Genomic DNA, 25,043 nt, shown 5'->3' with positions numbered 1-25,043 from the left:
CTGAGTTGCAGAAGTTCTTTTTGGTGACGTTGGGGATGTCGTGGCCTGAGGGCAACGATGTGTCGTTGTCGGAGTTGGAGCGGGCGTGGGGCGAGTTCGAGGTGGCGTTGGGGGAGTTTCGGGTGGCGTTGGCTGCGGGTGGTGGTGGGGTGGATGCGGCGTTGGCAGGGGAGACGGGCGAGTATTTCGGGTCGTTTTTGGGGCGGGAGATGCCGGCGGGGGTGGAGGGGTTGGAGGAGTCGGCGCGGGGGTTGGCGCGGATGGCGCAGACGGCGTCGGCGGATGTGGTGAAGGCGAAGGTGATGATGGTCGCGATGGCGGCGATGGCGTTGGCGACGGTGGTGTCGTTGCTGGCGTCGTTGGTGTTTTCGTTTATGGCGGGGGCGGCGATTTTGTCGGCGCGGGCGGCGTTGATGGCGGTGTGGGATGGGTTGGTGGCGAGTATGCGGGGGTTGGCGGCGTTGTGGGCGAAGCAGTTGGGGTGGAAGGCTGGGGGGGGGTTGGGGGTTGGGGGGTGGCAGGCGGGGAAGTTCGGTGCGGCGGGTGCGGGGATCATGGGTGGTTTGGATTTGTCGATTCAGGCGGGTCAGGTGGGGGCGGGGAAGCGGGCGGAGCTGGACGGTAAGTCGTTGATGGGGTCGTTTGTGGGTGGTTTTTTGGGGGGTGCGTTCGCGGGGGTTTTTCATGCGGGTGCGGTGTGGGTGCGGGGGGTGGCGCAGAAGGGCGCGAGCGACGCGGCGGAGAAACTCGGGGCGGAGGTGGCGAAAGCAGCGGCCGCGAAGGAGGCCGCTGATGCCGCCGTGCCCGGCCTGGCGGGGAAGGTCACGCCGGAGAAAGCACCCGATGCCGCGGTGGGGTCGGAGAAGGCACCTGATGAGGCGGCTGTGGCCGGTAGGGAGGAGGCGGAGGCGCCGAAGCGGGTGTTGCCGGGGTCGGTTGAGGCGTTGGGGCATCTGTCTTATGGGGTCGGGCAGGTCGCGGTGGTGTTCGTGACCGCGCCGTTGGTCAATCTGGCGACCGGGTCCCCGCACGCGAGCCCATGGCTGGGGATGCTGGGCGCGTTGTCCGGCTTCGGTGGCGGTCGTACCGGCGGCTCGTCGGCCAGCGCGAACGCTGGATCGCTGGACGCGTTGATGACCGCGCTGGGACACCTCCCACAGGCACCACGGCTGACCATCCCTGAACCCGCCTCAGCCACCACCGACACTAAACCCGGCACCGACGTCAAGACCGGCACCGACATCAAGACCAGCGCTGACATCAAAACCGACACCGACATCAAACCCGGCGGTACGGCCGCCGGGAGTGTTTCCCTGGTGGAGAAAATCCCAGTCGAGCCACCACCCTCCTACGCCGACACCATCGCCGCCGACCAACGTGCCGCGGCGGTCGCCGCGGCACCGCAACCGGTCAGCACCACCAATGGGCAACCAACGGGCACCCTCTTCACCCAGACACAGGCAGGTGTCTCCGGCGGCGCCCGTGGTGCCACGGCACTTCCCGGTATCTCAGCCGAGTCTCCGGCTGTGACCACCTCGACCGCGCCCGGCCGGCCTGGTTCGATCGACGGTCCGCTCGCCGTGGCAGGCCGGGACCAGGCGATCGGAGCACAGCCCGGTGCGCCGGTCGTCGCCGCGGCCGCAGTGAATTCGGTGACCGGACCGACGTCGGGTGAGGCCGGCGGAGGAAGGACAACGGCCCCCGACTCGACCCCGGTCCGGCAGCAGGCGAGCACGCCGGGGCCGGGGGAGGGCCTCCGCCCCGTCGTCGCACCGGATACTCGCGGCACGCCTCCGATCAGCACCGTCGCCGCCGCGGACGGCACCGGTCAAGGCCGGTCGGCCGGTGGACGCCCGGAGACGGTCGCGAACGCCGCCCCGGGGCGGGAAGGTCACAGTAGCGCCGCTGCCCACGCGACCTCTCCCGAAACCGGAACGGGCCCCACCACCCGGGACACGACCGATACCGCGACCACCGAGCCTGCGCGCTCGCAGAACGATCAGGCGAGCGCTGGACGAGACCGGGCGACCGAGCTCGAAGGCGAGCGCACTCCGGTCGAGCGCACGGTGGCGGAGGCACGCCCGCTGGTCTCACCGGAACAGTCGGTGATCGGTGCTTCGTTCCTGCCCGACCACGAAGCGGGCAAGGTGGCTGACGCTTTCGCGGCGGGTGCAGGCAAGGATTTGAACGCGGACTTCGTCGTGACGTGGCACTCCTCCACCGAATCCGGCGGAGGACCGCGGCCCGGGGCGGTCCGGATCGAGCAGGTCGTCGACGCGCTGGCCGACGTGAACCGGAGCTTGTCCGCCACCGGGCAGCCGAAGCCGTGGAACAAGCTCATGGTGATCACCTGCGCGATCACCGAACCCGAGACCGCTCGATTCGCGAAGCTCGCGCGCGACGCCGGAATCGCGCGCGAAGTGGTGCCGTTCGCGCCCGGGCAACGGGTCGAGGTCACCAAGACGGCGCTCCGGCCACTCAACGCCGGGGAGTCTCCCACCCCCGGTGCCGTGCTTCTCGGCAAAGGCGCGGGCTTCACCGAAGCCGGGCCCAGCCGGAAGTCCTCGATGGACACCCTCGCCTCGTATACCGAAAGCGAAAGCGAGGACGGCGCTTCGACGATGGCCGGCTCGCATCACGACGGCTTCGGGGATGAGAAGACCTCGCCGCCGACCGACCTCCGTTCGGCGCTGCCCGTGTACGCGCGGGACGGGGAGGCGCTCGGCGGTGTCACCGTCACCGGGAAGGCGAGCGGCGACAAGGAACTCACGACGATGGTCCGTGACTTCGTCGCGGAGCTCAAGGGCAAGGAGATCAAACACGAAACGGGTTTCGGGCAGATCGCCACGCGCTTGACCCGTACAAGGTTCGAAACTCTGTTGGGTCCAGGCCGGACCTTCGGAGTATGGGCGGACGGCGAGTGGTACGCGGTCAAGATCCGCGCGAAAATGGACCTGGACGGGGCGACCGTCAACGGTAAGGAACCGTTCGACGTCGGGGTCGGTCACATCAAGGACTTCGAGCAGTTCGCCCATACCGCGGCTCGTAACGACACCCGACCTTGGGTGGTGGGCGGTGGCGCGTCCACGATGCTCGCCACGGCGATGGTGGCCGCTTGGGCGTCACTGACGGCGTTCGTCGGGCGTCCGCCCCGACGGCATATCGCCGCCACGACCACCACGAAGCTCGGCTCAATCCGGGCGAGTGGTCCCGCCTACGCCGCCGACGCCCGGGTCGAATACGAGGTCACCGTCACCGACGGCCGTGGCCGGGAGAAAACGGGCACTGTCACCGACCAGACAGTGAAACTGATGATCCCGGAGCACCTCCGGGGACTGGGCAGGCCGGCGAACGTCGTTCGCGAGGGCGATGCGCGGCCGAACTGGGCGGAGCGCGTCGAATTTTCGATGACCGAAGTCCTCAAGGTCAAAGACGAGGCGGCGCTGTTCGACAAGGTCGCCCAGGCGCTGGGCCGAAAGGGCCGCCCGTCGGTCACGGCGCTGGGCTCACCCGGCTGGAACGAGCTGCGTGAGTTGCTGACCGGCACCGGGTTGCGGCCGTCCCTGTCGACGATGTTGTCCGGGACACCGGTGCTGTCCTCGGACCTCGCCAGCTTCGACGGCTCCACCCGGCACGCCGTCAAACTCGAAGTGGAGCCGCCCAGCGCCAAGAACGTCGAACTCGTCGGCGTGCTGCCGGGCAACTCGATGCTGGGCTTCACCGACGTCACCGACATGACGGACACCGCCGTTTCGACCGCGACCACCGGGGGCCAGTTCGAGGCCGGGCTCGGGGGGCTCGCCCCCGTGTCGAAACTGTTCCGGGCGGCGGGTGGCCTCACCGCGGGGGTGGGCTACCGCCGGGTACGCAGGACCGCGACGGGCGCCCACACCAGCACGGGAACCGGGCTGTACGCCACCGGCGGGATCGGCCTGTACAAGGTGACCACCAAACTCAAGGTGACACCGTTCGGTGGCAAGGCGATCGAGCCCCACGAGATCACCGCCTACGTGCGGATGGGTTTGCCGGAGGCCAAGGCACAGGGGCTGCCCGTACCGCCCGGGACGCCGGACAAGCTCACCCGTCCGAAGGAGAGGGTCTTCGAGCCGCCTTACCTGCCGACCACGGCCGCCGGTGGGCAGGTCGCGGCCGGTCTGTTCGAAGGGGCCACGAAGGTGGCGCCGGCGGTCGAGAACTTCCTGCGGTCTCTTCCGGGCTTCGCGACGTTCTTCCCGGCTGTCGGCGGGCCCTTCGCCAGTCCCCTGAAGGTGGACGGCTTCCAGGTCCGCGAGCAGACGGCGAATCTGCGTAAACTCCTGACGGCGTTTTCCCCCACCGCGATGCGGTCCCGGCTGGACAGCCTGATCGGGCCGGGAATCAAGGTACAGCTGAAGCGACGGGGCCTGTTCACCAGCGAGTACGTCGAGGTGCGGGTCAAAGCCAAGCTGTCGCAAGGGGAGTATCTCGGCAAGGCCGAGAACCGGGCCATCCTCGCGACCGCGGCCCACAGCGCGGTCAACGCCAGCGGCACGGCCACCGAGCGCGGCGTGACCGTGGGCGCCGAGGCGCGCTTGGTCCTGGTGCCGGACACCGCGGTGGCGAGCGGGATGGCGGACTTCACCGTGGCGCCGTTGCGTTTCGCCGGAAGTCAGTCGCGGCGGAACGCGGTCGACATCGAGGCGGAGCGGCTCGATTGGAATCTCAGCAGCCAGAACACGCACGTCTTCAAACACGACGTCGATTTCGAGATCGAGGTCAGGACTTACACCCGGCCCCGTGCCTGGGTACGGCGGCTCACACCCGGTTCCCCCTTCCGTCAGGTGCCGGAACCTGCCGTCTACAGCCAGGACGCGGTGGGCAAGCCCATCGAGGGCAAGGTCGAACTCTGGCTCGACGAAGCCGTGGTCTGGCATCAGGACCCGGCCGAAACCGCCCCGGCGGGCAACCGGGGAAGCGCACAGCCGGAGGTGCGCTGGCTGTCCGAAGAGGACACTCCGACACTCGCCGAACTCTCCCAGCAGCCCGGTCACCCGCCGCAGTTCATGCGAGCCGAGGCGGTGACCGGGATCCCGCGCCTGCAGAACCTGCTCGAAGAACTTCTCGGCAAGGTGACCGGGGGCGACTCGGTGCTGACCCTGCCCGGACCGTCCGCGGAGCGTCTCGACCGGATGTTCACGCCGGAACGTCTCCGTACCGAGCTTCGCGCTCTCACCACACACGGCGAGCTCACCACCGGCCTCCGCTATCAGCGCCGTCTGCAGGACCGGGTCGCCGACGTCGGGATCCGGATGGATCTCGAAAACCCGGTCGTCATCTCGCCCGGGAGCCACTGGGACGCGGAACGTTCCTTCGTCGGGGGCAGCCGTGCCCTCGGTGAGACGGGCGAGCGCATGGGGCTCGGGGCTCTGGCGTCCATCTCCAGCTACTTGCGGCCGCCGGACGGAGACGCGCGCGGTCAGACGTACCTCGGGGCCCACGCCGTTCCCTTCAACCGCAGCCGCGACGAGTCGCTCGAAGTGGCGGGGGAGTACGAGCGGATGCGCCGCGGCGGCGCCGACGGCACGGGCCGGAATATCGTCGTGCGCTACGACAACCGCGTCCGGATGGTGGTCGAGACGCGCAAGGAAGGGCTCGTCGACTCCGAGGTGAAGCGGGGCGGCGTAGAGGTGCTCCTCGGCGACCATCCGCACGAGCAGCAGCACACCTACGTGCGCATGACCGAAGAGGAGGCGCGGGCACAAGGGTTGCTTCCGTCTCCCGAACCGCGGGCACCGATGCTTGGCGAGTTCGAGGCACCCGAACGGAGCGCCGACGGCTTCGGAACGGAATCGTTCGAGGACGTGCCCGATCTCGGGAACTTCACCGCCAAAGCCATCGAAGAACTCCGGAAGATCGCACCGGGTCTGCTTCCCGTGTCCTTGCTGGACGACACGATGCACAACCTGCGCAGGCTGCGCGACCTCGACACGCCGCAGACGGTGCTGGCGCTGATCGACGATCTCATCTCCGGCGGCGTGGGGATCCCGCTCCACGAACGAGGGACCTTCACAACCGAGACCCATCAAGTCCGGCTGCGGGCCGTTCCGACCAGGACCGAGTTCCTCGACGTCGTGCACGACAATGTCGACAACGATGCGTGGACCTACGGGTCGCGGGTCACGGTCGACGGCAGGGACGAGGGCTCGTCATACGGCGGATCCGCGCGACTCGGTGCCCGTGGTGTCTACAGTGACGGCGACACGGGGGGTTCGGCCGGCGCCACGGCCGGCGGCAGCGCGAGCAAGACGACCATCTCCCGCCGCGAGAACTACAAGATCAACGCGGTCAACTACAACACCTCTTCGAACGGTCCCTTCGCGCGTTACCGCCAGCACATCCGGCTCGATCTGGAACTCGTCCGCCGCGATGGCGAATCGCTCACGATCGCGTCTCAGGACACATCGCTGACCAGGCGAACCGTCGCCGACGATCAGCGCATCGCCTCGACGACGCCGGCTCCCGCCGGGCGGCGCGAGGAGCCAGTGGTGGCCCGGGTGGACGCGGCGGAGATGGACGCGGCGGGCATCCGGCGGTGGATGACGGGCGGCAGCGGCAAGCCCTTGCCCCGGATGGCCGCGATCGCCCAGCTGTCGAACGCGGAGGCCATCCGTGACGCGACGGATGAAGCCGTGAAACAGGCGCTCAAGGCAGCCGGCCGAAGGGGCATCCCGGAGGCGGGCATGGCCGCCGACGCCGTCGTCGCGGCCGCGACCTCGAGCAACCAGCTCAAATCGCATCTGCGGGCCGCGCTCGACCATTCCGGATCAGGCGACAAGTTCACCGCTTCCGGAGCGGAACTCCCGGTGCTGTCCGAGCAGCGGGTGGCCGGCGGGAAGAAGGTCAAGGTCCGGCTGTACGCGCGCATCGTCGAGGAACAGCTCGCCGGGATGAGCGGCACGGTACGGATCGACCGGACGGCCCGCATCCGGGAACAGGCGAACACGAGCACCGACCAGACGATCGGCGGGGCCACGATCGTGAATCCGCTCGAAGCCTTCGTCGTCGACCCGAACGACAACTGGATCGCACCCGGTCCGCTCACCGCGAACAGCCCGGGCGAGTACCACACCCCGGCCACCGGGAACCTGCTGCGGCGAGCCCACGAGGAGCGCACCTACCAGTCCAAGTCGCTGCTCAAGCAGCACCTGGAGATCCGCGTGGTCGCGGAGACGGAAGACGGCCACCGCGGGGTCGCCGAGGCGCCGAACGTGTACGCGAAGACCAGGATGCAGACGAAGGAACTGGCGTCACGGGGCATGAAGCTGCCTCCCTCCCTGTACGCCGCGCTGACCAAGGTGACCGACGCGGCGGGGGCGTGGCGGGCGGCGGAGAAGAACGCCGAAGCGGCCCAACGAGCGCTCGACGACCAGTATCTCGAGCAGATCGCGGCGGAGCGCCGGTTCGAGGCGCCGACTCAGGAGCTGGCCGAGATCGTGGGACATCCGGGCGGCACTCCCGAGGATGTCTTCGAAGCGGCCAAAGAGGCCTCCGCGGCCGCGTTCAGGGAGTCCAACAGGGCAAGGGCCGCGGTGCCGATCCTGCTGGAAAGGATTCGGCGGGCCGAAGAGCGGTCCGGTCCGGATTTCGAGGAACGGCTCAGAAAACGCGAACGCCTCGAAGCTCCCGAACGCCTCGAAGCTCCGAAGGATGAGCAAGACCTGCCACTGGTGAGCCCTGACGCGGTGGAGCGGCTGCAGGAGGACAAGGCTCAGATCGCCGCGTACGCCGAAGTGCAGCGAGCACGCGCGATCGAACTCTCGAAGGCCATCGACGACTTCTACCCGACGTACGAAGCTTGGAGGACGAGCCGGGCGGATTTCGCCGCGGCGCGGCCTGGGCTCCAGCAGGATGCCACGGCTGCCCGGCAGTCGGCTGACGAGGCTCTCGCGCAGTGGTGGTCGGCGAAGCAGGAGCAGCAGGATCACATCGACCGGTTCAACCGCCAGCGCGCGGGCGACGAGGAAAGCCGGGGCCGCACCCACGGAAAGCGGCCGGAACACGTGCTGTCCACCATCCCGGAGGACGCGGTACCGCCGCCGGCCCTGAACCAGCCGGAAGTCGCTGCCGGTCAGAGGGACGCCGCACCCTCGAAGGCCCGGTACTGGCTCGGTGACCGGAGCTTCGGGCCCGCTCGTCAGCTCGCGAAGACCGAGAACGTCGGCCAGGTCGCCGACGCGGTGGGCCCGCGTGGCGCGGACACCACGGAACTGCGGCACGCGCTGGAGAACGACGTCCGGTCGTTCTACGGTGGACGTGAATTCACGGTCGACGGCAAGCCCTACCGGATCTCCGCCGAGCCCGAATGGGCGCGGGCGAAACCTGTGGATTCGCCTGGCACGACGACCCCCGCGAGCGGGTCGCGGAGCCACAGCACCCTCGGTGCCGTCTCGTCCGGCCGGTCGCCGATGGCTCGTGTCGCGTTCTTCCTGCCGATGGTGCCCGGCCTGTTCGGTCTCGGCCTCGTGACCGCGCCGACCAACGTCGCTTCCGGCCGCCGGGCCGAGCACAGTGAGTCGGCGAGCGAAACCACCTCGATCTCCCTGCCTGGGCAGCGGTCAAAGGTGCTGGACGTGCCGCTCGTCTTCCGCGCGACACCGCTCGACAGCGCGGGCCGGTCCGCCGGGCCGACCACCGTCTTCGGTTCCCCCTCGCATCCGGACAAGACACAGGCGCCGGTGACGGTCCGGGTGGCCATGCCGGAAGAGCTGAGCGCGGCGGAACAGGCAGTGCCCACCCCCGCCTTCCTGCCGGCCGCGGCAGTCGAAGCGGTCAGCGTCCGGCAGGAAACAGTCGCCGTCCACAAGGGCAAACGTCAACCTCCGCGGGCGGGCCACGACCGGTCGATGGCCGGACAGCTCATGCGGCTCTGGAAGGTGACCGGCGCCGAGGAACGCGGTTCCTTCCGGAAAGCCTTGAGCCCTGCGACGCTGGAAGAACGGCTTCCGAAGGTGGCGGTCAGCCGGAAACAAGCCGATGACGGACACGGCTGGGTGGGTGTGGAGACGCTCCTGCCCGCGGGGAGCCCCCTGCGCAAGCTGATGCCCACGCGCCAGCGAGAGCTGGAGATGCGGGTCATCGCCGAACGGGTCGCCTACCTCGAAACGATCGAGGGCGGTACCCGCCGGCGGACGACCTCGGAGGCGGCCACGGCGGAGAGCGGTGCCACCGCGACCCGGGAATGGAGTGCGAGCGTCGGCATGGGGCCGGGCTTCGACCTCGGGGTGCTCTCCGTGGCAGGCGGCCCGATGGTCGGTGCCGGCGGGAACGTGACGCGCGACCGGACCACCACGCGCGAAACGGCCGCGAGCCAGGTATCCGAGCGGACTGAACCGGTCGTGCGCTACAAGACGGAGTACCGGGTCGAGGCCCGTATGCCGGGCAAACCGATCGTGGCGTTCCCCAGCGCCCTCGACGCCTACCACTGGACCGACGCCACGAACGCGGCACAGGCCGGGATCACCGGCGAGCGGGGCGAACCGGTGTGGCCGGTGTCCGCGGCCGAGGCCCAGAGCGTCGTCACGAAGGCAGCGCTTCAGCTACCGGAAGCGGCCGAACGACTGAGCGCGATCATGCGGGCTTCCGCACGCACGATCCCCGGTCATCACCGGTGGGCGTGGCGGAACACGGAGTTCGTCGCCGATCCCGGCGCCGCGCCGCCCTCGAGCGGCCGGTCGACCGCCGAGATGCGCCGGGTCGCCCGTGGGCGCGCGATCGCGGGCGCCGTCTCCGGCGAGAACCTGGCCCGCCGGGCGGCCGACATGATCTCCGACGGCCCGATGACCGTGGATCTCACCCCCGAGCACGGCTGGGGACACGATTACCACGCGTCGTTCCAGGTTTCGGCCAAGCTCGTGGGCGAGCTGGAGCCTTTGGACACGGCGGCGGAGACACCGGTCGCGAGCACACTGACCGAAAGCGAGCAAAGCACGGCCACGACGTCGGTCACCAAGTCCTATCTGGGCGGTGCGGTGGCGCGTGTCTACACCTCCGTGGTGAAGTCGATGGCACTGCTCACGGGGTACGCCAAGATCACCCACACCTCCGGGAAAGCGACCGGCACCGGGCGGCAGACCACCACGACCGACCGGAGCGACGTCGGGACCGAACTGGACGCCGCAGGGAACGTCCGGCCGGAACCCCTTCGCCGGTATCGAGCCCGGGTGCGGCTGAACGTCGAAGGGAACTATTGGTCCCGGGACAACTCGGTCGTCCGTGGTCTCACCGTCGGGAAACCCGGTAGGGACAGGCCCGAACTGCACAAGCTGGAGATCGTCGACCCCGAGGCCGGCGGGCGCGGTGCGGTCGAGGTCGACGTCGTCCTCGAACTGCCGCCGTCCCGCGCGGTCGAGCTGACCCGTCACGTCGAGCCGGAGGGCTGGGAGATCCTGGCCGGGCAGGAGCTCGCTCCCGGTGGTGAGCCGCATCGAGGCCAGTCGCGGGAACTCGACAACATCCGGGTGCTCTCGATCAAGGGCATGGAGCACGTGCGGAGGTACGGCGGCGAGGTGCAGGAGCGGGCGGGCGACGACCCGGCGCTGTCCTTCGCCGACGGGGAGAACTCACGGCTCCGGGACGAGCAGCTGTCCGAACGATCGGCGCGCTTGAACCCCCGGTTCTTCAGCCGGCCGACGGTGATCGACGGCCAGCGGTGGGACCGGTCGCGCGCCGACGCACAGGCCGCTTTGGAAGTGTCCTACACCCTGCACAAGCCCGAAATCCTCGAGACCTTCCACCGCCAGCCGGATCGGACGGTGTCCGGTACCAGGACGACCGAACAGGGCAAGACGAAGGGCTGGGCGCAGGCGACCTCCGTCGAATACGCCTGGGTTCCGATGAGCGACACGGTCCGGGAAGCCGTCGGCGTCACGAGCCGCGCGATGGGGGCGCTGCTGCAGGAACTGGCCATCTGGAAGGGCGGCCGGACCAAGGGTTCGGTGACGAGGACGGAGACCGGTGTTTCGACCGGGTTCCGGGGCGAACCGGAGACCTACCACCTCATCCGGGCGACCCTGGGCGTGACGGAGATCGCCGGCTCCCGCCACCGCGGCAACCTCGATCGGTACGGCATTTTCAAAGCCGGAGCTCCGAAGTCGTTCGGCGTGCGCTACCGGCTACCCGACGCCGCGACGGTGCTGGTGTCGGAAAAGCAACTGAAGGCGATCCTCGCCGAAGACGCGCGGACCACCGCGGCGGAAAGACACGATTCCGCTATCGAAAAGGCGGAGGTGCCGCGGCCGGACTCGGCGGAGGCCCCAGGGACGACCGGGTTCCCGGCCGGCTGGACCCGTGGCGTACTGGATCCCCTCGACCTCAGCGGCGAGCTCGGTGCCTTGCGCGAGAGCTTGGCGGGCAAACTGGGACGCGAGCGTGCCGAGCGCCTGCTGCCGCGGACGAGGGTGGAAGGGGAGCACGACAACCTCGGGGACGCCCAGCGGTATCTCGCGAGCTTCGAGAGTTCGATGGCCGATCTCGCGAATGGGGGGACGAGCACGCCGCTGCGGCTCGAGGACCGCGTTAGCGGCGAAACCTACGACCTCGTCGTCAGCGCCGAGCCACTGACCGGACCGGGCGCGCCGTCGCTCGAACACGGGACGTTGACCAGGGGCAACACCGTCGCGAATTCCCGGACCGAGTCGAAGACGTCGGTACGGATCCTCGCCGAACTGGCCAGCTTGTTCGTGCCGGCCGTTTCGCTGAGGTCGGAGCAGGCCGTGGCGGCGTCGGAAGCGCATCCCGGCCGGCACGGCGCGCCGTATGTCAACGTCGGTTTCGGTTTCGGCGGTATGTCGGAATGGCTCAAGCAGTTTCGGGTGGAACAGCGGAAGGGTACCGAAACGCTGGTCCAATCCGAGGTCGCCCGCGGTGTCCTTTCCGCGTCCGAGGCCGCCTTCCGGTTCGACCTCCGCATCGAACGCAAGGGCGAAAGGCTGGCCGAGACTTCTGCGGAGCGCACAGTGACCTCCCGGTCGCTCCCGGAGGACAACCCGGAGACGACGGACAGCGAGCTTTCGGCAGGAACAGTGACCGTTCGCCCGAGCGCGGAAGGCACGGCGGACGGGATCGGCCACTGGCTGGAAGAAAGCGCTGACGCACGGCTTCCCGAGGCCGGCCGGTTCCGCGCTCTCGACTTCCGCGGGAACACCGCAGACCTCGTGCGGGGACTGGAGCTGGGCCTGCAGACGGCCAGCCGTACCGTTGGCTCGGAGACTCTCCGGATGGCACGAGCCGCGTTCTCGCCGACCCGGCTGGAGGCGCTCGCGGGCCGCTTCGCCGACGGTGTCGAGCTCGAACTACCGGCTGAACTCGGGGTCAAAGCCACCGTGTACGGGCGGCCGCGGAGCGGGGGCAAGCTGCTCGGGGCCAGCGCCAGGGTCGGGCTGACCGCGTCGTCGAGCCGGTCCGGTCACCGGGACGCGGAAGTGGGCACGGAAAACGAGCACGTCCCACTGGCGCTTCCCTTCCTCGCGGCCGGTGTGCCTCAGCCGAAAGGTTCGGAGACCTACGCACAGGGGCGCGAGACCCTCGGGGGGATCGGTGACTGGGTGATCCCTCTCGAACCTCTCGGCGCCCGGGGGACGGGAAGCGAGCAAGAGACGGGGAGCAGCTTCGGCGGCCCCGAACTGCCCTCGGCGCGAAAGGAGGCGGAAGCCGAGAAGATCACCAGCGTCTGGGAGGAGCCGTGGGACTTCCGGATCGTCATCGAGCCGACCGCCCGGTTCTCGGGCCGCCGCGCGGTGGTCGACGTCGAATTCGACCGGGGCTATGTGACCCGCTATGGAGACCGCGCCGACCGGCTGCCTCTTTCGGTGAAGGAAGCGGCGACCGAGATGGCCCGTGCGGACGTGGAGTGGGACGCCGCCCGCGCCGCTTTCCGCGCCGAGCCGGGTAAAGAGCGCAGGCTCGCGGAGGAAACCGCCGAGGCCGCGTGGCGGCTGGCCGAAGCGCGACACCGGCTTGCGATCGCGGACGTTCGGGACCCCTGGGTGACCGGAGCCGCCCCGACCGCGCGACTCAATTACCAGAGGCACAGGAACGGAGCGCGGGAGCGCCGGGCCGTCTTGATCGACATCGTCGGCCAGGTGCTGGAAGCGCGGCGCGACGGGAACAGGACGGTTCTGCGATACCGGATCGAGGGCGAAGCAGGTCTGGACCGCGACGCGGCGCTCTTGCAACGCGAGCTCGGTGAACAACTCGCTCTCGCCCAGCAGCGGGCGGGAAGCCAAGAACGCCTCTCCATGACCGAGCTAGGCATGGACACCACACCGTTGTTCGCCGCCAGGCGGGGTGACACGCGGGTCGACATCTGGGTCGAGACGACGCCCGGGGGCGCCCGCTCCAGCGTCGGAAGCGACTCCGTCCGATGGGAATCCGACTCGGTCGTCGAACTCGGGGAGTCCAGGGCGGATCCCGGATCGCCCGGTCCGGAGTGGGCGACCGTCCCGGAAGACGCGCCGGGCCGGTCTGAACCGGTCACCCGGGCTCTGGACGCGGTGACGGAGCTTGCGGCCTTCCTCGACCCGGACGAGCCATCCGCCGGGCCGACTGTACCTGGTCGAGACGCCCAGCCCGTCCGCCAGCTGACGCAGGACAATGTTCCGGGTCCACGGGCTCTGTCGCGAATCCCCGAGATACGTGATGTGCCCGCCGCACCGGTGATCGAGAGGGTGCTCGAAACCCCGGCAGGCAACGTGGTCGCGCAGGTGTTGCCCGGTGAAGGCGACACGCCCGCCGGCGCGGCGTTCCTGCTACGCGACGATTTGGAGGCCATTCCGGCGATCCGCGCCGCCGCCGCGAGACTGGAGGCGGAGGTTCCGGGCACGTTCGTCCTGCTGTCCCGGCACCGTTACGGACGAATCGCCGTCGCGGACGAAGGGGGAAACGACGCCGGCTTGTCGGCCGCGGACGCGTTCTCGGCGGCCGCGGAACATCTGGTGCCGTGGTCGTCGGTGAACCGAGTGGTCGTGCTGGCTTGTTATCTCACCGATCCCATCTTGGCTCCGCTGAGGCAGGACCGCGCTCGACGGCCAGAAGCCGCGGACGTGCGCATCGAGGCCTATCAACTCCAGGATCGGCTCCATGTCCAGCACGACGGCTCCATCGTCGTCGGTGAGCGTCCGTGGCCGATCGCCCCGGCCATCAGCCTCCATCCGGACGCCGCGCGCGGTGACCGGCCCCGGCGGGGAAAGAAACCGAAGTACACGGTGGACGAAATGGATGACCTTGTCCGAGGAGCGATCAATGCCTTGGCGGGCGAAATTCAGGAAGGCTCGACAAGAAAAATCCTGCAAACTGATGTGCAGTCATATCTCGGAACCGAGAAGAACGTTCCCTCTACCAAAGCGATCGCGGCCGCCTGGCATCGGGTGAATGATTCGACTCCTGTTTCGCGCAATCGTATCAACCCGGAAGTGCTGCGGACCACGCTTGCCGAGATCATCAAGAGTGAACCTGGCATTGGTAAGGGCGAGGCCGAGCGGGCAGTGATGGCGAAGCATCCCGAGGTGGGCCCTCACTCCTTCAAGCGAGCTTGGCAGAGCCTTGTGGGAGCCGGGCAGTCCTCCGCTGCTCCGGTACGGATCGCGGCAGAGGTGGACTCGGTCGTGCGGGACACGATCGCTCGCAATCCTGGGCTGAGCACCGAGCAGGTCGTCATTCATCTTGTCAGCTGGGACGTCGCCGACGAAGCTCAGCTGCGCGCTGCGGTGGCCGGCGTTGGCGAGGTGTCCCGGCCGTCGCCTCTCGATGTCGTCTCCGCCGGTCGGCTCGAGGAGATCGTTAAGGAGGTTGTGGCCGAGAAGGGGAATCCCGCCATCGTCGACGTCTGGGACGCTGTTCGGTCCAGGGGGGTCGATGCGCGCTATGAACGAATCCGCGAGGTGGTGCGTAGCGTGGCTCCATCGTCGGTCGGTCATCATGCGAAGCGGGTGTCCGATGCGGTGCTCGCCGAATTGGCCAAAGAGGTAGTCGGTGTGAACCCGCGGCTGAATCACAAGGGGTTCGCGGATTTCTTGGCCGAAAATGAAATCCAAAGTTCCAGTGTTCGCGCCAATTATCAGCTTAATCGTGCCAAGATGGTTCTGGGAGTGAGCGCTCCGCGCTGGAGTGACGCGGCTCTTGATGTTCATGTTCGCGATGCGCTGCGCGCGAACAAGGGGCTTGGTGCAAATCAGCTACATGAAGTGCTTCTCGGTCAGGGAAGAGATGTGCACTACAACCGCTTGCGCGACTCTGTCGAACGTGTACGAGAGAAATACCCGGATTTTACGACCCTGGACCCGGTCGACGATGCCGCTTTCCTGCATCCGCTGTCGGAAGCCGACCTTGAGCTGGACGCGCTCGTGCGTGACGCCCTTGGCGAGAATGACGGTGCTGCGGCCAAAGATGTAGTCGATCTCCTTCTTGGGCGAGGGGTCGCAGACGAGAAGAGTCTTTACCTTTCGGTGAGTCGCGTGACGAGAGTTCCGTTGGAAAGGATGCTCCGGCGCGTGGATAACGCCGAGTTGGACGATGTGCTCAGGCGTGCCTTGACGGAGATGAAGTCCCTTGCCTACCAAGAGGCATATAAAGAGGTGAAGCGTCGTGGAGTCTTCGCGTCGCAGTCTCAAATCATCGAATCGATGCGACGGGTGAACCCTGGTCAAGCTCGCGGTCCCGTGAAAACGATTTCGCAGAATTCAATGGACGCTCTTGTTGACAGCCTGTATCGGCCTGAATCGGTTCCTGCGCTGCCGCAAGTCAGAGCTCGGCTTCGAGTATTGGGACTCAACGCCTCGAATCGAGCGGTCAATGGTTCCCTGAGTCGTGTGCGCGAGCGGCGTATGTCGGCACTCGGTTCGGAACCGATCGAGAACGTGGTCTCCCGAGTAATGGACGATCTGCCCGTTGATCGTGGAGCTGATCAGGTCGCCGACACGGTCCGGCGGATAGTGGACCTGCTCAAAACCGAACCGGCGATCACTACTGAGGACGTCAAAGACCGGTTGCGGATCGGGGTCTCCATCGCAGGAGTGAAGACCGGCCAAATGATCAAGCGAGTGAGGACGCTGCGTGTCGTCGGCCCTGAGTCGGCTCGGGTGGACGAGGCAGTACGCACGGTCCTCGAAAGCGATCCTGAGATCTCCGTTCATGACCTTTTCTCGAAGGTGAGGGATGCGGTACCGGCGGTTGAGAACGAGCAGATCCGGGTGGCGGCTTCCTTTGCCAAGGGTGAATGGCTGTCAACCGCCGAGTCAGGCATGGGTAAGCGGGCTGCGGACGGGGATGTGGTTTCTCCGGCGAAGCGTCGTGTTGTGGGGAGCGAGAACCGTCACGTGGTGGTGGGTGCTGGGGTTTTGGATGCGGGTGTGGTGGCGCATGTGGTGGGTTTTGATCCGGTGGTGAATCGGTCGCAGTCGTCGTTGTTGGGGATGGTGGAGGCGATGCGGGGGTGGGATGCGGGGATTGTGGTGGAGCGGGGTGTGGGGGGTGTGCGGGCGTCTGCGGCGGTGTGGGAGCTGGCGGATCGGTGGGGTTTGGCGCGGTTGCGGGAGGGGGCTGAGGGGCCGTGGGTGGTGGAGAAGTCGGGTGGGTTGCTGACGGCGGAGCGGGTGGCGTCGCTGGTGGAGGTGTCCCGGTTGGGGGAACGGGTGCTGGAGACCTCGGCGGGGCGTGTGGTGGCGTTGGAGTTGCCGGGGCGTGATGGTGGTGTGGTGGGTGCGGCGTTCGTGGCGCGGCATGAGGTGGATGCGGTGCTGGCGGCGCGGGCGGCGGTCGGCAGGTTGACCGCTGATGACCCGGAGGCTTTTGTGTTGGTGGGTAAGCATCGGGATGGGGTCTATCAGGCGCCGGCCGAGTCCGGTGGTGGGTCGGTTGGGGTTGCTGCGGAGGAGGCTTTCGCGGGTGTCGCGGCGCAGATGGTGCCGTGGTCGGTGACCGAACGGGTGATCGTGTTGTCGTGCTATCTCAGCGACCCCGTCCTCGACCAGTTCCGTTCTCAGATCGACTATCAGGTCGATAGCCGTGGGCTGGCTCATACGGTCGATCTCTCCCCTTATCACCTCGGCGACCTGGTCAACGTCCACCACGACGGCACCATCACCCTCGGCCCCCACACCGGACCCTATCCGCCTGCCCTCACCCTCCACCCCGACGCCGGCCCATCGACGCGGCCCGCGCAGGGCAGGTCGGTCATGTACCCCGGTGAGCAGCTGAAAGACGCGATCAAGCTGATCCTCTCGAGCCCGGCCAATGGGCAGAAAGCGTCCTTGAAGGAAGTCAAAGATAGGCTCAAGGACCCACATTCGGGAAAACGACCCGGTACTGATAGAATTGAAAAGGAATATTATTCGCTCACGGGAACGCGTCCCGCGCCACGCGGACCCCAGTACAAGAACGCCGTCCACGACATGGCGCGCGAGTTGGTCGAGAACAATCCCGGTCTCGAACGAAGCGAGGCCTTGAGCCTGCTGCGGGAAAGGATTCCGCAGGTCACCGAGCAGCACTTCGACCGGGCCTGGAAGGCGGCCGAGGGAAATCCGCCCGGTACCGTGGTCGCGGCCGGCCCGGTCGACGCGAGGACTCCTGCGGATCGTTTCCTGGATTCGGTCGTGCACGACAAGCTGGACGGCCGCACAGAGGTCGTCGAGGTCAAGCTCGCCATCGACGAGCTCCTGGCGCGGAAGATAGCCGACGAAAAGCAGATCTACGCCTCGGTGCACCGGTTGACCGGCATCGCCATGGACGATCTGCTCCGGGTGGTCGACAGCGGCGAACTGAACCAACTGGTCGAAAAGGTCGTCGGGACCGCGGAGTCGCTGCTCTTTCTGGATATCGCGAACGAAATTCGTGCCCGAGGAGTGCGGGCGTCACACGGCCATGTGCTCGATGCGCTGAAAACAGCCGCCCCTGGCTGGTCGCAGAGAATGCCGGAGCGGATCGCAACCGGCGACCTCGACAAAATTCTCGGTGAATTGTACGAAAGAGGAACTGAGCCTTCCCTTAACAAAGTCGTCGAACGGCTCGCGGACTTCAACTACGGAGTCGGCCGAGGGAGAGCCTTCGCATCCTTGGCTCGGTTGCGCGAGTCGAGGACACCGACCGTCGATTCGGTCCCCCTCGACGTCCTGGTTTCGCGCGTTGTCGAAATCCTGCGGTCGGTGCACGGAACAGGCGGCGCCAAGGTCGAGCGGTTCACGCCGCATATCGTGCGGGCCTTGCGCACCGAGGCGGCCCTTACCGACGTGGCGATCGGGAAGAAGATTCGTGCGCAGAACGAAGGAGCCGGCAACGCCAGGCTGGTCAAACTGACCGGTCAGGTGCGTGCGGCCATGGAGGAAGTGGCTGCTTCGTTACCAGTGGAGAGGGCGATGGGCGCCCTTCTCGACCGTGAACCGGGTCTTTCCGCCGAACAACTCTTCGCGAAGGCCAAGGAGACGATGCCGGCCGCCAGGGACGCGCTGCTTCGCGCGGCCGCTGTCCGGCTGACCCGGCAGGAGGCGCCCGCTACACGCGAAGTAGCCACAAGTGCCGAGGTTAGGTCTGCGGGACCACGGCGGACCGGGAACCGCAGGCCGGTCTCGACGATGGTCGCCGATGTGCCTCCGAGGAGCCCGGCGTTCACCGGCGGTGGCCCCACCCGGCAGCCTGAGGCCGTTCGCCGGATGGACGAGGTGCTGGACGAGCGCGGCGTGGAGTTCGTCCTGGCTTTCGACCCCAGGTCCGGCACGTACCAGCCGTCACCACGGACGAAACTCGAGAGCTTGTCTCGCTGGTACCCGGCGATCGATCTCCGGCTTCGCGTGGACGGCCTTCTGGAATCGGGCCAGCTGCGAGCGGTGCTCGACCAGTGGGGTCTGTCCCGGCTTGCGGAGGGCTACCAGCCGTCATGGATCGTGGACCATTCGGGAGGATTGCTGACGCCGGTCCGGGTCGCTTCGCTGCGGTCGGAAGTACCGGTGAACGAGCGGGTGCTCTCGACTCCGGCGGGCAACGTGGTCGCGGTGGAGCTGCCCGGCAGGGTGGACGCTCCCGCCGGTGTCGCTTTCGTCCGGGCCGCCGACCGGGAGGCGGTGCGCGCGATCGTCGCCGCGCTCGCGCGGATGCGAACGGCCCCCGGCACAGTGGTGCTGTTCGGCAAGCAAGCGAACGGACAGTTCGTGTCACCGCGCGAGGGTGGCGGCGACGTGGGCTTGCCCCTGTTCGCCGGACTCGAGGCGATCTCCCGGCACATCACCCCGTGGTCCGCGATGTCGCGGGTGGTCGTCGTGGCGTGCGATCTCACCCTTCCCCTCATGAGCGGAATGCAGTGGGAGGTCACCGGCCGTCGCGATGCGGCGCACGTGCGGGTCGAGCCTTGGCAGATGTACACGAAGTTGCATCTCTTCGAGAACGGCGACATCGTCGCCGGTGTGGTCCCGCCGGGGCGTGTTCCCGCCATCAGTTTCGACCCCAAGGGTGGTCCGAGCCAGGTCGTTTCGAAGAGGTCCACGGGCAGGCCGAGCGTTCCCGCCGCCGAAGTGCACGGGGCCCTCCGTCTGCTGGAGCGAGGCCCGGGTGGCATTACCCGGGAGGACGCGTTCGGGGTCCTCAAGAAGAAGTTCGCCGAGGCAGGTTACGAGAGCCTCGCCAAGAGCCATTTCGACCGAATTTGGGAGACGGCGAGTCGCCCGGCGTACACCCCGGAGCAGCTGGAAGCCGCGACCCGATCAGTGATCGCCGAGCTGGAAGCCGTTCAGGGGAAGGTGACTCAAGACGCTGTCAAGACCTTGGTGAGGGAACGGCTCAAGGACTCGGGCCTCCGCGGGGTCGGCAATGACGCAGTGCAAGCCGCCTGGCATCGGGTGCGTGGTACGGAGCCTGACTTCAAGCCCCGTCAGGGGGTCGGGCCTGCTGCGGACGACGGCGCGATCACCGCGCGGGCAAAGGAACTGCTCCAGAAGAACAACCGGCTGACAACGGTCGATTTCGTTTCGGTTCTTCGTGCGGAAAGAATCAAAACACGCACCACGCGGGCCAGTAAGCTCTTGGTCGCGGCGAAACTGGAGATGGGGCTGCCGGTGCGGACCACAGGGCCGCGTCCACCGGTGAGCCGCGAACCTGGCCATACCTCGCAGGCCAGGTTCGGCACACAGCCGGCGGAGAACGGCGCACCATCCGCCAAACGGCCTGCCGAGGACCCGCGCCCTGATCCTCGGCCGACGAAACGAGCTGTTGTCGCCGAGCCGGATGTCCGTCTGGATCCGGAAGCGATCGACTTCGTGCTGGCGTTCGATCCGGAAAAGAACCTGAGCCAGGGGACGCTGCGGGAGATGTTGACCGCGATTTCCGTGTGGCGTCCGCAGCTCTCGCTCCGAGAGAGTGGGGGCACCTGGTTGGCGTCTCCGCAGGTATGGGAGCTGGTCGACCGATGGGCACTGGCCAGGTTGGCCGACGATCACGAGGCTTCATGGGTGGCGGAGAAGTCCGGTGGCCTGTTGTCGCCGGAGCGCGTGGCGTCTTTGACCGAGTCGCCGGTGATCGAGCGGACGCTTGAGACGCCTGCCGGGCAGGTGACCGTCTTGGTGTTTCCTGACCGGGGTGGCGCGTTCGGCGGTGCGGCGTTCCTCCGGAGGACGAATGTCCCAGCCGTGCGCGGAGTACGAGCCGCCATCGCGAGGTTGCGGGAACACGATCCGGCAGCGTTCGTGATGCTCGGTGAGCATCGGGACGGCCGATTCAGCGTGCCGCGGAAGGGTGAGGGCTCCGCTGCCCTTGCCGCTTCGGAAGCGCTGGCCTCGATCTCTGCGAATCTGGTGCCGTGGGCCAAGGTGCAGGGCGTGTCCGTCGTGGCCTGTGATCTCACGGCTCCGGTCATAGCCGGCATGCAGCGTCGGGCTGACGGCTTGCCCGATGTGGGCAGCGTACGAATTGCGGCACACCGTGCGCACGTTCAGTTGAACGTCTTCGAGGACGGCACCATTTCCGAGGGGACAGGCCCATGGTCACGTCCGCCCGTGTGGAGCCTCCACCCGGAAGCGGAGCCTTCGGGTTCAAGCTCGCGAAAGCCGGGCTCAGCACCGAAGCGCAGCAAGGATGCGGTGGTCGACGCTGTGCGAGCCGCGATCTCCGATCTCGAGACGGAAGGGAAAGTGGTGACGATAAACGCGGTCGTGACCTCGGCCCAGGACCGGCTCAGGGACCCTGATACCGGCGGAAGCGTGGGCAATTACCGGATCACGCGAGCCTGGTACGAGGTCACGGGCAAGCAACCCGCTCTGAGGGGCGTCGCGGCCGATCGAGTCTTTTCCGATGCCTTGCGCAGCCTTGTGGACGAGGACGCCACGATCGAGCCTGCCGCGGCCATGCGGGCATTGGCGGAGCTGAGTTCGCGGCGTCGCGACCTGCCCAACCTCGACAGCACGCGATTCCGGCACCTTTGGGAACGTGTCCAAGGTCAGCTGCCTTCGCGAGCAGGTGAGAACACTGGCGGGCCTCGGACGGTGGGTGAAGAAGGTCGCGATGGAGCGGCGGCCGTGGAGCGTCTCTTGGGCGAGCTCATCGCCGAGAAGGAAGGTCCGGTCGCCGCGGTCGAACACGCGGCGCGTCCCGAATTCGAAAGAAAAGATATTTCGGACAAGCGGCTGGCGGAGTGGACCGCGGTCATCATCGACAGGATGAACAATGACGTGACGAGAGAGCAGCTGATCGTGGCCCTCCGTGCGCATGGTTTCGCCATCGGTAGTGGACGCGCCCGGGAGGCTCTCAAAACGGCGAGGACGGCGGCGGGGCTCCCGGATCGCGGGTCGAGGATGGAACTTCTGGACGAGGCGGTGGCCACGGTGATCGGAGAGGGGAATGTCCCGACTTTGTCCACCATCACGGGGTTGGTGGGGGCCAGGGCGGATTTTCGTATCAGCGAGGCCTCCGTGCAGAAATCGGTGGACCGGGTGAACACCAGGGTGAGCAAACAGCGGTCGGCGGCAGAACACGGCTCGCACATCGATGCGGGTGGAGCCTTAGCCCCTCCGCGGCTCGTCCCCAGTAAGGATTGGCGTGCCGCCTTGGCCGAGATGGTCGAGGCTGCCGGGCAGGCCAAGCCGCTTGTTTATGCTGATTTCACACGAACCCTGAATGAGCGCTTCGCTGAGGAAGGCTACGCGAAGATGGGCGAGAATCGGGCACGTATCATTTGGCGGGAGGTTCTCGGGGAACTGTCGGCGTCAGCTCCCCCTGGGCGCGGGCGCGAGGAAATGGACTCGGTGGTTCGGGCTACGATCGCCGAGAACCCGGGTTTGACCGTCAGACAGATCGTCGATCTTCTCGTTTCCCGGAACGTCGGCGACAGGGATGCCTTGTTCGCGTCGGTCGGCCGGGTGGGGCAAGCCGTCCAGCATGATGCGCCCTCTCGGGCAGGGATTCCGCAGCGAGTCGAAGGCCAGGGATTGCGAAGCATCGGGAAGCGAGAACTGCTCGGCGTGGTGGAGCGTCTTCTCGCGGAGAACTCCACACTCTCGATGGCACAAATGGTCACCGCGGTGACCGGCGAGGGAATGTACGCACCGGCATCCTGGATCCACGACGCGGTCCGAATTCTGGATCCGGAACGGATAAGGGAGGGAGGGAAAATCGCGGACGAAGATCTTCCGGGACTGGTCGATGAGCTGGTCGCTCGGAACCACACCATGGAAGAGGTGCTGGCCGAGGTTCGCGCCAGCGGGTACCTCGTCGTACGGCAGGTCGTTCGTACCCTGTACGGCCGAGCGAGGATCGCGGCAGGATTTCCCGTCCCGTCGCGAGTCGACGACCAGGATCTCGATCACCGGGTGGCCGAGCTGCTGAACACGGAAGCGAAGCCCACCGTGACGGGCATCCACAGACAACTGGAAGCCCAGGGAATCAGCGTCGATTGGCGTCGGGTCGACGCCTCCTACCTGCGCGCATCCGTCGCCGCCGAGGTCCGAGCCCTTCTCGGCGAGAACCCCGGACTGTCCCGGGACGACCTCGTGGAGGCCGTGAAACAGAAGGTGCCGAAAGCCGATGCCGCACAAGTCATCGCGGCGGCGTCATCGGTGAGTGGGATACCCCAACCGGACGCGTTCTCCCCGCCGCCGGGGACGACTCGACCCGGACAGCAGTCGGAGGCGTCCTGGCGGGAAGCCGCTCTGGCAGCCGCGCGACGGGGCAAACGACCCGCCGACACGCAGGCCAGTGGAGCAGCGAAGCGGGTCGCCGCGATGACCGGCCGTATGGCGAGGGTGGACCTCGCCGAGTCGTTCGCGCCTCGAAGCGTGAATTCCGCAGCCGCGCTGGACCTCGCTCCCGATGCGAAAGCCGCGTATGAGCGGGCTGTGGATTTGGTGCTGTCCTACGTTCCGGAGGCGCACCGGCCTCAGCCGACGCTGAACGCGATCCTGGAAGACGTGTCGCGGTCGGTCCCGTTGCTCAGCCCCGAGCAGCGAGATGGTGTGCTGGTTTCGCCGCTGGTCCAGGAAGTGGTGGATCGCTGGGTGTTGACACGGTTGGCGGAAGGACGCTCGCCTTCGTGGGTCGCGGAGAAGTCCGGTGGGTTGATTTCGTGGAACGATCTGGCCGTCGGCGGAAATGGCCTGGTCTTGCCTCGATTGCGCGAGATGGTGGAGCACTGGGGGCTGGCACGCTTGGCCGACGGGCGCGCGCCTTTGTGGGTCGAGGAGACGTCGGGCGGGCTGCTTCCCGCGGAGCGCGCGGTGGACCTTTTCGTACAGTCCTTCGATCCGGCGATCGACCACAGCCAGCCGTCGCTGCGGGCCCTGCTGGAGAGCCGGTCGGACTGGTTCCCGCGGTTCGACCTGACCGTGGACGGCCAGGGTGTGCTGGTGTCGCCACGGCTGCGGGCGGTGGTGGACATGTGGGGGCTGGCGCGGTTGGCAGACGACCGCGTTCCGGCGCTGGTCGCGGCCAAATCCGGCGGACTGCTCCCCACCCATCGGGTGGCGAGTGTGTACAACACGACCTCGGAGACCGGCGCGCCGGAGATGACCGTGGGTGGAACGACTATCTGGGAGGATCAAGCCCATTCCCGCACGACTTGGCCGGTACCCCCGGGCACGTCGGCGGATCTCATGCTCTCGGAGGCGGGCCGGACGGGGCTGTACCCCATCGAACGCATGGACGACCTCGTGTACTGGCGTGACTCCGCCGACCCGCTGTACCGGGTGGCGGATTTCCTCGCCGACGCCGAGGGCCGCGTGCATCCCGAGGTACAGAGGCGAGCCGGCGAGATCGAGGCCAAGATCCTCAACGGCAAGAGCCACATCAAGGACATCGCCCGGAATCCGGCCGACCCCCGGATGCCTGTGACCGCGGTGCGCGACCTGGAGCGGATCTGGCCTCGGATCGAGCACACCATCGCGGAAGAGGTGCGCAGGGTGGTCACCCTCGGCTACGTCCCGCCCCGGGAAGGCGGCCCTGAGGTGCTGTTGCGCCCGCAACCTGGCCGGAAGGTCTACGTCGGGCGGGTGAAGCCATTGCACACCGCTGCTCATGAACAGGTCGTGGTGGGGCAGCTCGGGTTGAACCTGGCCGATCCGCCGGGTGCGATCCCGCCCGCGGAGCAGCCTTCGGTTCTCAACGGCGAGATCATCGCGATCTATCTCGGCGGGTATCTGGGCAGGGCGGACGAAGAAGGAACCGAAGCTCAAGCGGCTGTCGAGGCCGCGTGGAGGAAACGGTTCCCCGCCTATCCGTCGTATCTCATGCAGACGGGAAACCGGCAACTGGGCGACCTGGTCAGCGCCGAGGGCGTCGCGAACTCGTCCGCTTTCGTCAACGCCGCGACCACCCCCGAGGGGAAGACCGATTTGTCACGGGTCAATGTGACGATGCTCGCGACGAAGATCGTGCTCCCTGACAAGGACCGGCCACGACGGACGATCGCGGTCTCGGCGAACGTCTTCGTGGCGCTGGAGAACGCGTTCGATCCGGAGGCGAACCCGTTCGGAGTCCTGTTGACCAACTACGGTGACCTGTACAAGTTCCCCGCTCCGGAGATCAAGACCGAGGAACCCTGA

2 protein-coding genes are annotated in these 25,043 nt (G+C 67.4%); one reads left to right on the top strand and one right to left on the bottom strand.

Annotation, left to right across the window (positions count from 1 at the left end):
* Positions 1–556, bottom strand: a 556-nt coding sequence (locus tag DMC64_RS43585; RefSeq protein WP_158634308.1) for a hypothetical protein, incomplete at its 3' end; no start/stop codon positions are given.
* Positions 557–710: 154 nt separating this feature from the next.
* On the opposite strand from DMC64_RS43585, the gene DMC64_RS37155 reads away from it, so the two are divergent.
* Positions 711–25,043: a hypothetical protein gene (locus DMC64_RS37155; protein WP_125737325.1), complete on the top strand. Its 24,333-nt coding sequence runs from the start codon at positions 711–713 to the stop codon at positions 25,041–25,043.

The sequence above is a fragment of the Amycolatopsis sp. WAC 04197 genome (assembly GCF_003947475.1).
GTDB lineage: Bacteria > Actinomycetota > Actinomycetes > Mycobacteriales > Pseudonocardiaceae > Amycolatopsis > Amycolatopsis japonica.
The sequence above is the reverse complement of the archived record's forward strand: the minus strand, read 5'-3'. Positions and strand labels throughout refer to the sequence as shown.